An 11101-nucleotide genomic window follows, 5' to 3' on the forward strand; every position below is an offset into this window, starting at 1 on the left:
CCCCAGCTCCCCCACTCCCCCACTCCTCACCCTTGGTAAGTATTGGGCGTCATTAAAACACTTGCGGCTGCCGCTAGAGAGGTGCCACACCACTGGCACCCTAATGCCATGCGCTCGTAAGGAGAAATGCGATGGCAACTAGGACACTCTAAGCCATAGGAGAAAGCACTGGGGGCAGGTTGATTAACGGGTACAGAGGCATTTGGTGGAATCAGAATCGTGGGAGGAACAGTGCTGTTAGGTGCTTTAATAGAAACCGCCACAACTTTTAGTTCAACTTGTCCCAAACAAATAGTGCTACTCTGACGTAAGGTAACCTCACCTTGGGGAATTTGCCGCCCATCGACCATCGGGGGATTTGTCTTACGCAGGTTTCGCAAGACAAAAGCGTGACTGGCAGCATTGAAAAAAACTTCAACGTGCAAACCTGATACGGTTGGATCACTCAGAACAATATCGCACCGTGCTGGATCGCGCCCGATTCTTACGGTTCCTGGATTTTTACTGGGTTGTTCGTCGCGAATGATTTCGGTTTTCGTATATCGGGCTTCTTGCCACTCTAACGTAAGTTCGTGCATTGTCTTCTGCCCCTGAACGCTTACAAAGATACTTCAATGTCTAATAGTTTGATTACTGAGAAGACTTTAATATTGCTAGTTTGAATGGTAATGATAAAACTTAAAATTTTAGTCATGACTGTCTTATTCACTATTTTATGTTCAGTCACTCCTGTTTGGGCTGAAAATGATCCAGCAATTCGTAACGCTGATGATGAAAGTCAAGAACTCTTGCAAAAATCTCCGTTGAAGACTTATTTCTTGAGTGTTTTGGCTGGAGGTTCAAGACAGTTCGTGAAACTCAATCCACCAGCTACGAAAGTCATTGTTTTTTCACAGGTAGGAAACAAAGCCGTTCGATGCGGTGATAGTATCCACACTTACGATTGTCTGCCAGGAAACCCCCTTAAAATCTCTGTTGACAAAGAAAAGCCCATCGAAAAATTTTGGGCAGAGAATCCCCATGAAGAACCCCTGCGGCTCCGAATTAATGTCTATGAAGCATTGGCTTCTGATCTTGAGAGCAAAACTGAGGATGAGTTGACACAGAAGTCTAAAGTCTAAAGACTGAAGGATAAACGAATCAATCCCAGTTTATACCTACCCTTGTCAGCGGTCTTTTTTTCCATAATTCATACTCCATACTTCATACTCCATACTTCATACTTCATACTTCAGTCTTTTTTTGAGTGATCCGGTTTGATGCTAGTTTATCAGCCCAACGGGTTGTCTCTGGCAACCGATATTTAGTTGTGCAGCGTAGGACATAATCAATGGCTGTAGTTAAGCTAATTCGATGACCGGGAGATACATACATTGGCTTAACCCCAGTCCGCGATCGCACAACTGCCCCAACAACGTCTCCCCGATACCGCAAAGGTTGCCAACTACCCTTTTCTAGGGGTAACTCCTCATGCTTGCCTACTAGTAAGGACTTGGCTGCGCCAATAGTAGGAATGTTGATCAGTAACCCCAAATGGCAGGCAAGACCAAACCGACGCGGATGAGCAGTTCCTTGACCGTCGCATAAGATTAGATCTGGTGTCGTGCTAATCTTTTCCAATGCTGCTAGCACAACTGGCACTTCCCGGAATGATAAAAAACCCGGAATGTAGGGAAAGGTAGTGGGGCATTTGGCAATTGCCTGTTCGATCAGTTGTAGATCAGGAAAACTCAATACGGCAACGGCGGCTCGTGAAATGGCACCGTTCTCCTCAAAGCCGACATCTACGCCTGCGACACAATTTACCATTCCGAGTTCATCGGAGGTAATAATTTCGCCTCGCAGTTTTTCTTGAATAGCGATCGCTTCCTCCGCCGTTAGGGGCCAAGGGTGACGCTGGTGAATCTCCATTTTAACGTTACGTTTGAAACCGTTTAAATTGTCAGCCACGATGATAGATCGCGTTGAAGTAAATCTTGTAAACTTAAGATATCTTCACGATAAAGTTCGACCAATTGCTGGCGCTCCTCTGCCGACAGTGGAGCTGTTTTCTTGTCTTGTGAGTTTATTTGAATTAAATTAGAGCGAATGTTCTGCCTTGTTTCCAGGGGTAATATATATCTCAACCCAGACGCGACGGCTGCTCGGAGTGGATTTTGTTTGCGTAAAAGCGTATTGAGCCAATTGCTCTTAGGAACTTGAGCAACTTGAGCTTTCTTAGAGACATCAGCCGTAAATGTATCATCTACCCCAAGAAATCGGTACATCTCCCTCATAAATTCACCGGAGTCTTTGCACAAATCATCGTACAAGTAGACGTTGATTTGGTCTTTGCCGAATGCCTCAAAATAATGCTTTAAGGGGGTATAGTAAAACCCCTTCCGAATTAAAAACGATTTATGTGCTTTAAATTTAATTTGCTCCGCTAAACTAGTCTGCTTTCCATTTCCAATAGCGTCGCGGATATGCATGAGGTAGTCAGAATAAGCCCTCTCTGCCGGATTTCGCAAAATGGCAATTAGCTTTGCATTTGGAACGTAACGCTGGATGCGTCTGGAAGAAGATTCATAATGAAACAGGTAGTTGGGAGAGGCTTCACCAATGGCAATTTCATCCTGAGCGCCTTCAAACAGTTGACAGTATTTTTCCAAGGTATCGATTTTTGATTTTGAAGAATTGGGCAACTCTTCCCAATCTTTTTCTAAAAAATTAGTCTCTTTAACTGGACTCATATAAATTTGAGGATGTTGGTTTAAGTAATTGTAAACAGAGGTTGTGCCAGCTTTTTGAACGCCAATTATTATGAAATTCGGTAGTTTCATAGAGGTTTCCTTCTAAATATCAGAAAAGTTTGGCTTGCAATCTCTTTTGAGAGCGCCAGTTGCACTACATTATCGCCAATTGCATTAGATTCCCAAACGCTGACGCAGGATAAACTCAGCGATCGCTAAATCCATCGGTGTCGTCACCTTCAAATTCGTCTCTTCCCCTGTCACAAGCCGGACAGGCAATTGGCACCGCTCAAATAAAGCCGCGTCGTCGGTGACTTCCCAACTTAACTTGCGCCCTTGTTCGTGACATTGTTTCAAATGCTGCACCTCAAATCCTTGGGGTGTCTGTGCTGCCCACAACTGTCGCCGATCTGGTGTATCTTGCACGATATCTTGCTCATCAACGACTTTAATTGTGTCTTTGACAGGCACAGCAGCAATCAAACCCGGATATTTCCGCAATGAGGCAGCACAGCGATCAAATAGCTGGGGCGTTGCCAGACACCTAGCCCCATCGTGAATCAATACTCGTTCTGCCGTTGCGGGTAATCTTTGCAAACCGTTGTAGACGGATTCTTGGCGAGTTGCCCCTCCTAGGATGAACTGCACTGGCTTAGTCAGGGTATTATCAGCCAGAATGGTATCAATGTCTGATTGGTCAGCCACTTGTCCGATAATGCCAATCCAGGTAATTTCAAGCGCCTCATTCGCCGCTAGCAGCGTCCAAGCCAGTAGGGGTTTACCCAGCAGGGTTAGCAGTAGTTTATTGCGACTACTCCCCATCCGTCGCCCCATGCCCGCCGCTGGAATTAATAAATGCACGATCTTTCCGTCCTTAGTCTTTAACCGCCGTTACCTAATCTCTAATGTGCTACTAGGTATATAGTCCCTTAAAATTGAGCTGATATATAAACTCAATCAATTGAGATGAGAATACTAGCCCTTGTCCCTGGTGGAATTGGCGAACAACTTCTGTTATTTCCCACCCTCGACGATCTGCAAACCCACTACCCCAACGCCGATATTGATGTTATTGTAGAACCGCGAACCAAGGGGGCGTACCGGGTCTGTAAGTCAGTCAACGAAGTGCTGACGTTTGATTTCAAAGACCGCAATGGTTTGGCAGATTTTGGCAACCTGCTGGGAATCATCCGCGATCACGAATACGATGCAGCTCTGGCATTAGGAAGCCGTTGGACAGTTGGCTTGTTACTCTGGATGAGTGGCATTCGGCTCCGCATTGGCTACGAAGCCAGTGCCGGGAAATGGTTTTTCACCAACTCCGTGCCTCTCAAAACCGAGCAGTATACTGCCCATAGTTATCACGACCTCATAAACGGTTTTGGCATTAACTCCCCTTGTCCAGAATTGACCCTTAGAGTTCCCAAATCTGATATTGACTGGGCAGAAAGTGAACAAAAACGCCTGAATATTGAGGAAAGTGGCTACATTCTCATTCACGGTGGTTCCAGCGAAATCAACCCATTAAAGGAAATTGATAAAGTATACCCGGCTCACAAATGGCAGCAGATTGTGGAAGATATTCAACGAAAACAACCTGATTTGCCAATCGTGATACTAGAAGGACTTGCAGATGCCGAATTGGTCGCTTCTCTAAAGCAAGAGTGTCCTGATCTAAAGGTTGTCTCACCCCCAGATATTGGGAAAACAGCCGCATTGATCGCGGGTGCTAATTTAATGATTTGTACTGAGAGTACACCCATGCATCTGGCAGTCGCTGTCGGAACCTACACCATTGCCTTGTTCGGTTCCACCGAAGCGAAAAAACTGCTCCCTCAAAGCGATCGCTACATCGGTATTCAATCCCCCACCCGCTGGATCGCTGACATTCAACCTGAAGACGTATTAAAGCAAGTATGGCGTGGTTAATAATTAGGGGCTAGGGGGAGCAGAGGAGACTTCGGCGTGAGCGCTCAGTCGAACGCTGGGGAGCAGAGGAGCAGAGGAGCAGAGTAAAGCTCAAAAATCTTCGTGTCTCCGTGTCTCCCCCATCTCTCCTCTCAATTAGGGAACTCCAAAAAATAACAGGACAGGCAACATGAGCTGTCAATGGCAGGCTTGGGTATTTTTTTATTTGGAGAGTCCTTAGCGACTGTTATCCATTGGCGATGGCACCTCAGAGAGGGGTAACAAAGACTCCTCAGCAATTTCTCCTAACCCCACGGATTCCAATAGACTTTTCCAATCCTCTCGCAAGGTAGTATCATTTGGATTGGCTACAATCAACTGAGCCAGACTTGTCAGCGCGTCGTTCCATATCCCGGCTTCGGCAAATATCTCTGGACGAGCCGATGGTGGCGTTGTTTCTAACTGATTGGCAAGGCTATCGCTCGGTTCGACTCGTTTAATTGAACCCCATACTGTAGGTTTAGCCCCTGGACTGGAGTCTGAGGTAGGATCGTCAGGATCGCAAATCAGCGAGAAATACCATCGATACTTCTGGTTAACCTTTAAAGACGGTATCTCGGAGTTTTCCGGAACGTTAATAATGGCAACAGTAGGAGTACCCTTGAGCTGGAAGGTTTCGTCATAGATCGGTTTTAAGTTTTCATCAACAAGCAAGAACTCGGCTTGGGGGGCTGAGGTTTCGGGAATGTGGACGAAGAAGGTTGGGTTAGCTTCTACTGTTGATTCGGATTGAATAGAAATATCGGATTCCTCAAACTCCGGTAACAATACCTTCATCGGCTGAGAATTTGAGTTACCAGTACAACCACCACGGGATATGGCTCCAGTTCGACGAGTGGAAAATCCAACTCCTCGGACTTTGAAGCGCAAGCGCGATCGCCTTTGTGCTATAAGGATTTCTTGAGGTATTGGTGAGTTTTGGTTGAGTGAAGTTGGTTTAAGAGTTGCCACTGCTGGCAAACTGATACTGACGGCGAGTCCCGCAGACAACGCCGAATAAAATAGATTGAATTTAGCAAACGAGGGTTTCATAAGAGTATTTCTCATTGTTTTGATAGCAGATATCAATGAATCAGCTCAAAAAAAGTATCATCTAACTCGTAACCCATCATCTGAGCCATTGACTTGAGGCGCGATTGACTTGGTAAACCGAACTGTTGCAACCAGTCTGCCAGGATAAAGACTTTTTGCATCACAAAGATTTCCAACGCCTCTGGGTTGTACTGAATGCCTTCGGTACGGTTAAACTGGTGCGGCACAAGCATGGCAGTATACCGTGCAAATTCTCCAGATTTCCAATCTAAGAGAAAGGGCAACCACGGATAGCGGCTATCTAAGCGAATAAACCATAGCCGTATTTCTGGTATTTCTGACAGTTCTCGGGGGTCATCTGGTTCCTGGGGATAGTCAATTTCAAAACGCAACTGCTGTTCGTGGGACGTAACCAAACCCTCACAGAGCAGCTTTTCAATCACCGTCTGGACGGGTGATAGGTCTAAAGTGTTAATGCAGTCGAAATTTAGAGCGATCGCCAGAGTCATTAGGAAGTATGTATTCTATGAATTATGAATTATAAGGGGGGATGGGTGAGGGGTAAACAGTTTCAGCCTTTGGCTTACCAGAAATTAGCGACACTGCCTGCCCCAATAGAGAAAGCTTGCCCACAAGGACACCTTGTCTTTTTTGAGCCAGGACTGACACACTCAAACACATAAAATAGCTGTAATCCTCTGTTTCCCGTTTCCCGTTCCCTGTTACCCATAGCCTAAAATGTTGATTTTTCGTTTCACTGCCTAAGTTCTATGAGCTATACTTCCCTTCGTAGGTAAAGGTTCAACTCAATAGGTTTGCGTTGCAGTGTTTGATACCCATGAAATTCAACAAGACAATATTCTATTCAGAAAAAATAATCACTTTGCTATCGATAGTATTAACTTTGCTGAGTTTAACCTATTTAACTCAAGGCTTTTATTCCCTAACGATAGCGGAGAATGGTGCCAATGATTTATTAGCTAGGTGGCAAGAGCAACAGTATATATATCGAGGAATCTATCCTTATGCTGCTAGAGCAGGTTCTCCTGACATCGTTCCAGCAATTGGAGCAATAAAGTCAGGAGGTTATCCACCTTGGGCATTTTTTTCAGGATTTTTCTTCCTCCCTCCCCTTAACTGGCAATTAACCCGCTTCTACCATGGAATTCTCAATTTAATTTCATTAGCAATTTTAGCCTTTTTTGCCTACCGAATCGGCTGTCCCTATGGTAAGTCAAAAGCGTTCTTTGCTTTGTCCGCAAGCCTAGCCCTAACTGGACACAAATTGACCCTTGAGCTAGGTCAATATGGCATTATTCTTAATGCGCTTCTAATTGGGACATTTTGGCTGCTTAAAAAGTATAAGAATAGTTGGGCTGGCTTATTATTGGGAATTGCTATGATGAAGCCCAATATCTCAGGTCTTTATTTTTTTGTTTTAATAATCCGAAGACGAACTAAAGCCATCCTAACTTGCTCTCTTTATCTTACTCTAACCAGCCTAGCCATTGGGTTAGTTACTCAGTTTAATCCAATTAAGATGCTAATACGCATCCTAAAGGATTCAAAATACTTTGCAGACAAAGGATATTCAGGAATAAATATTATCACTAATTTAGGCTTCGATCCTAAAATGGCAACTTTACTCTTGGGCTTCGGAGGAGTACTAGGAATTACAATAATTTTCTACATTTGGCGTAATCATTCTCTACTCACTCTATTCGCGACAGCTTCTGTAGTCGGAAGGATTTTCGTTTATCACAGATCTTACGATAATATTATGTTGATTTTTTTGTTGTTGTGTTTGATAAGAATGACCTTTAGGCATTCTCATCAATTAAACATCTTAGTGCTAACATTAACGATAACAACATTTTGTTTTACAAGACTAATATGGTGGATATTTAGTTTTCATGACAATGTTACCCAGCGGGTAGAGTTTTTCATTTTGTTTATGGCGACAGCATCCTTGGCATACCTTCTTGTGCAGGAAAAAATTCAAATCGGTAATCCACCCTCACCCGCAGCATCGTGCAATGTTAAGGAAAACTTACGACAAGATTAAGCCAAGAGTAGACATACTCAAACATTCTAAGGTAAACTGGTAATGAGTTTGCCTTACTTTCTACCAGATATTGCAGCTTAAGTAGTGGTTAGCTGTTCCTGAAAAACCTTGTAGGCATCCTCATCACAACTGAAGTCTTAGGTTCACGATGCCCGAATAGAGGGAGATTGAGTCTGCCTGTACAATGGGACACAGGGGTATATGGATAAGCTAACTGATAACTATAAAATGTCAACTATACAAAAGCAAACGACGGTTGCTAAACCCATTCGATCATTGGAAGATGCTCTCAATCAGTGCCAGGTATTGGGAATGCGCCTGTCTCGCCAACGTCGCTTAATTTTAGAACTGCTTTGGCAAGTCAAGGAACACCTCTCAGCTCGAGAAATTTACGATCGCTTAAATCAGCAAGGCAAGGAAATTGGTCATACCTCTGTCTATCAGAACTTAGAAGCCCTATCGAGTCAAGGTATTATCGAATGCCTTGAGCGTTCTGATGGGCGTTTGTACGGCAATGTCAGCGATGCTCACAGCCACGTTAACTGCTTGGATACCCATCAAATTATCGATGTCTATATAGAACTACCAGAAGAATTGCTGAATCAAATTGAGCAGCAAACTGGTGTACGAATTACTGAGTATCGGATTGACTTCTACGGCTACCAGGGAAATGGGGCTGAGATTCAGAATCGGGCATAGAACTAAAAAGAGAAAATCCCCAGCGTAACGCCAGGGATTCAATCAGGGTGCATCTACCATTTCTCCATTCGTTGAGGTTCTACCCCATCAGGATTAATTGTGGTGAAACTGCAGACGAACGTCAGAAAATTGCAGTTTCTTGCCTCCCTACTTCCAATTTCCTATTACTGAATAGCAGGTGCCTGTTCGATATTGCCCAAGTTAAACAGGAAGGGAACACTACCGTTAGACTCACCACCCATAACTAGAACCTTCGGCATCTGAGCTCCCCCCTGTTTCCAAGCTTCGATTGCTTCTTTTTGGAGAACAAGCTGGCCCCCTTGTGCTTTCAGGGTTTCCGCTAGGAGTCGTTGTGCTTCGGCTCTACCCTTGGCACGGTTGATGTCTGCCTGCGCTTCTTGCTCTGCTTCCCGTGCGACATAAACCGCTCGTTGCGCCCGTTGTTCAGCGATTTGCTTTTCTTCAACCGCCCTAGAGAACTCTGGAGAGAAGTTTAGGTCAACCACGCTAGTATCTAGCACGATAATTCCGTACTTGTCTAAGCGTTCACTTAAGGCTGTATCAAAGTCTTGCTTTAATTCCGTCCGTTTGGTAATCGCCTCTTCAACGGTTCTCCTAGCCGCAGCCACTTTAAAAGACTCTTGCGTCTGGGGTGCAATAATTTTCGATACGATATTTTGTAGGGTTCCTTGTGTCCTTCTAATCTGAACCACTTGGGTGGGATCGAGGCGGAAGTTGATGGCGAAGCTTGCTGACAAATCTTGAAGATCTCTTGTGGAACTCTGGGCTGGAACTTCAAACTTCTGCACCGTCACATCATACACGTCTACTGCTGAAACCAGTGGGGGTTTAAAGTGAACGCCCTCCAGTAAGGCTCCATCTCTAGCTTTACCTAAGATGCTCAACACTCCTGCCTGTCCAGGATTAATAATCACAAAGGAGCTAAAGCTGAGGAGAATAACGGCTGCCGCGATAATCCCCCCCAGCAAAGCTGTCCAATTCTGCGAATTTTGATACTTCAAGTTTTATTCTCCTTGTCAAACACACTGGGGACTCTTTCCAGCCTACCAATGTTCGGCGCAGACTTGCCCGATGTATCGATATCATCCTCGCTGTAGATGTGGCATAGGCAAGATGCCTGTGCTACGAAGATTTTTTCCACTTTGAACCTGAACTACACTGGCACTGCCGTCTTAACCAGTGCCACGAAGTTCGACAAAATTTGTAAACCAGTGGTAGAAGATTTTTCAGGGTGGAATTGAACTGCCATCATGTTATCGTGAGCGATCGCTGCCGTTACAGTTTGAGAACCGTGAGTTACCGTTGCCGCCCGAATCGTGGGGTCAATTGGGTCAACGTAGTAAGAATGGACGAAATAAACTTGCGCTTTGTCGGGTAGATTCTGCCATAGAGGGCAATCCGGTTGAGTCAACTCAATCTGATTCCAACCCATGTGGGGAATTCTGAGATCCGGTTCCGAACGAAAGCGACGCACTCGACCCGGTATAATACCCAATCCTGGTTCCGTTCCTTCTTCTGAACCCTCAAACAGAATTTGTAAGCCCAAGCAAATGCCTAAAAACGGTTTGCCACTAGCGATCGCTTTTTTAATCGGTTCCTCTAGTTTCCGCGATCGCAAATGCTGCACGGCTGGATCAAAAGAACCCACTCCCGGTAGAACCACAGCATCCGCCCGCTCAATATCTGCCGGTGCATTGGTCACTTGAGGTGTTGCCCCGGCTTTTTCCAAACCCTTGCAGGCAGAGTGCAGGTTTCCCATATCGTAGTCTAAAACAGCGATTACTGGCATTCACCTGCTCTCCCTTTATAATTCAAACTCCATTGTAAGTGGTTGCGGTTTATCTACCATGCCCAGCAAAATTCTGTTGACCTCGTTTCAAACCTGGTTGCCCCACCAAGTCTCTAACTCCTCTGACGACCTCATCGAGAAAATTTTAGACGACACCGACTCCTTCGAGGCTCTCTCGGTTTCCTTAATCGCCCTGAGACAGCTACCCGTTGACGTTCCTCAAGCCAGTCGTTTGGCGATCGCTAAAATTGCAGAACTGCAACCTGATGCCGTTATCTGTTGCGGGATGGCGGAGAAACGAACTCAATTAACCGTAGAATCGGGGGCGTCGTCTCGATACGTCTTCTTTCCCATCTCTTTAGCGATTTACTGCCTGTCTCTTTGGGAAATCGTAAGCTTCAATGCCCTCCAATACGGGTTGCCCGCTCTATTTTACACCAACGAGCGCTCAGATTCAAATTACCTCAAAACCCCCGTAAATTTAGAAGAGTTGCTAGTTGATTTAATTCAGACAGAAATCAGCCACAATGCCGGTCAATTTGTCTGTGAAGGGCTCTACTACGAAGTTTTAAACTATCTGCGGGAACACCACCCCCACATTCCCTGTATTTTTCTTCACGTTCCGGTGCTGACTCCTGATAATTCATTGAATATCGTTGCAGATTTCCGGGCAATTATTTGCAGATTGGCATCTCTAGAGAAATTCTACAACCCACATTCTTTTGTTCAAGTGGCACAGTAGGGAGTGGGGAGTAGGGAGATGGGGAGAGATTTTTGAACTGCCCCCTGCTCCTG

At 45.1% G+C, this 11101-nt stretch carries 13 protein-coding genes; 5 read left to right on the plus strand and 8 right to left on the minus strand.

Annotated elements, in window-relative coordinates; all coding sequences use genetic code 11:
* Window positions 1-26: 26 nt before the first annotated feature.
* Window positions 27-578, minus strand: a complete 552-nt coding sequence (locus tag IQ257_RS27035; protein WP_193880545.1) for an FHA domain-containing protein — start codon at window positions 576-578, stop codon at window positions 27-29.
* A 114-nt stretch (window positions 579-692) separates the two neighbouring features.
* On the opposite strand from IQ257_RS27035, the gene IQ257_RS27040 reads away from it, so the two are divergent.
* Window positions 693-1121: a hypothetical protein gene (locus IQ257_RS27040; RefSeq protein WP_193880548.1), complete on the plus strand. Its 429-nt coding sequence runs from the start codon at window positions 693-695 to the stop codon at window positions 1119-1121.
* A gap of 103 nt (window positions 1122-1224) precedes the next feature.
* On the opposite strand, the gene nfi is transcribed toward IQ257_RS27040, so the two are convergent.
* The 3 genes from nfi to ispD all read right to left on the minus strand — a co-directional run bounded on the left by nfi (window position 1225) and on the right by ispD (window position 3593).
* Window positions 1225-1911 carry a deoxyribonuclease V gene (gene nfi, locus IQ257_RS27045; protein WP_193880578.1) on the minus strand — a complete coding sequence of 229 codons (687 nt, stop codon included), beginning with the start codon at window positions 1909-1911 and terminating at the stop codon, window positions 1225-1227.
* Window positions 1912-1934: 23 nt separating this feature from the next.
* Window positions 1935-2822, minus strand: coding sequence for a sulfotransferase family protein (locus tag IQ257_RS27050; protein WP_193880551.1), 888 nt, complete (start codon window positions 2820-2822; stop codon window positions 1935-1937).
* An 84-nt stretch (window positions 2823-2906) separates the two neighbouring features.
* Complete coding sequence (gene ispD, locus IQ257_RS27055) at window positions 2907-3593, minus strand: 2-C-methyl-D-erythritol 4-phosphate cytidylyltransferase (protein WP_193880554.1); 687 nt, start codon at window positions 3591-3593, stop codon at window positions 2907-2909.
* A gap of 105 nt (window positions 3594-3698) precedes the next feature.
* Here ispD and IQ257_RS27060 point away from each other — a divergent pair, with 105 nt between their 5' ends.
* The gene (locus tag IQ257_RS27060) at window positions 3699-4661 is read left to right on the plus strand and encodes a glycosyltransferase family 9 protein (protein ID WP_193880557.1); all 963 of its coding nucleotides are present in this window, start codon (window positions 3699-3701) and stop codon (window positions 4659-4661) included.
* A gap of 216 nt (window positions 4662-4877) precedes the next feature.
* On the opposite strand, the gene IQ257_RS27065 is transcribed toward IQ257_RS27060, so the two are convergent.
* Together IQ257_RS27065 and IQ257_RS27070 are read right to left on the minus strand one after the other, a co-directional pair.
* Window positions 4878-5732, minus strand: a complete 855-nt coding sequence (locus IQ257_RS27065) for a DUF928 domain-containing protein (protein ID WP_193880560.1) — start codon at window positions 5730-5732, stop codon at window positions 4878-4880.
* A 32-nt stretch (window positions 5733-5764) separates the two neighbouring features.
* Window positions 5765-6241, minus strand: a complete 477-nt coding sequence (locus IQ257_RS27070) for a CRR6 family NdhI maturation factor (RefSeq protein WP_193880563.1) — start codon at window positions 6239-6241, stop codon at window positions 5765-5767.
* Between the two features lie 395 nt (window positions 6242-6636).
* On the opposite strand from IQ257_RS27070, the gene IQ257_RS27075 reads away from it, so the two are divergent.
* Both IQ257_RS27075 and IQ257_RS27080 read left to right on the plus strand, forming a co-directional pair.
* Window positions 6637-7797, plus strand: a complete 1161-nt coding sequence (locus IQ257_RS27075; RefSeq protein WP_193880566.1) for a glycosyltransferase family 87 protein — start codon at window positions 6637-6639, stop codon at window positions 7795-7797.
* Between the two features lie 228 nt (window positions 7798-8025).
* Window positions 8026-8496: a Fur family transcriptional regulator gene (locus IQ257_RS27080; RefSeq protein WP_228061070.1), complete on the plus strand. Its 471-nt coding sequence runs from the start codon at window positions 8026-8028 to the stop codon at window positions 8494-8496.
* A 164-nt stretch (window positions 8497-8660) separates the two neighbouring features.
* Here IQ257_RS27080 and IQ257_RS27085 read toward each other — a convergent pair whose 3' ends face one another.
* Together IQ257_RS27085 and hisH are read right to left on the minus strand one after the other, a co-directional pair.
* On the minus strand, window positions 8661-9518 hold the full coding sequence (locus tag IQ257_RS27085) for a prohibitin family protein (protein WP_193880569.1): 858 nt from the start codon (window positions 9516-9518) through the stop codon (window positions 8661-8663).
* 152 nt (window positions 9519-9670) lie between these two features.
* On the minus strand, window positions 9671-10306 hold the full coding sequence (hisH, locus tag IQ257_RS27090; RefSeq protein WP_193880572.1) for an imidazole glycerol phosphate synthase subunit HisH: 636 nt from the start codon (window positions 10304-10306) through the stop codon (window positions 9671-9673).
* Between the two features lie 58 nt (window positions 10307-10364).
* Here hisH and IQ257_RS27095 point away from each other — a divergent pair, with 58 nt between their 5' ends.
* Entirely contained in the window at window positions 10365-11048 is a 684-nt protein-coding gene (locus tag IQ257_RS27095; RefSeq protein WP_193880575.1) for a peptidase C15, read from the plus strand.
* Window positions 11049-11101: the final 53 nt, after the last annotated feature.

It is taken from the genome of Coleofasciculus sp. LEGE 07092, from assembly GCF_015207375.1.
GTDB lineage: Bacteria > Cyanobacteriota > Cyanobacteriia > Cyanobacteriales > Coleofasciculaceae > LEGE-07092.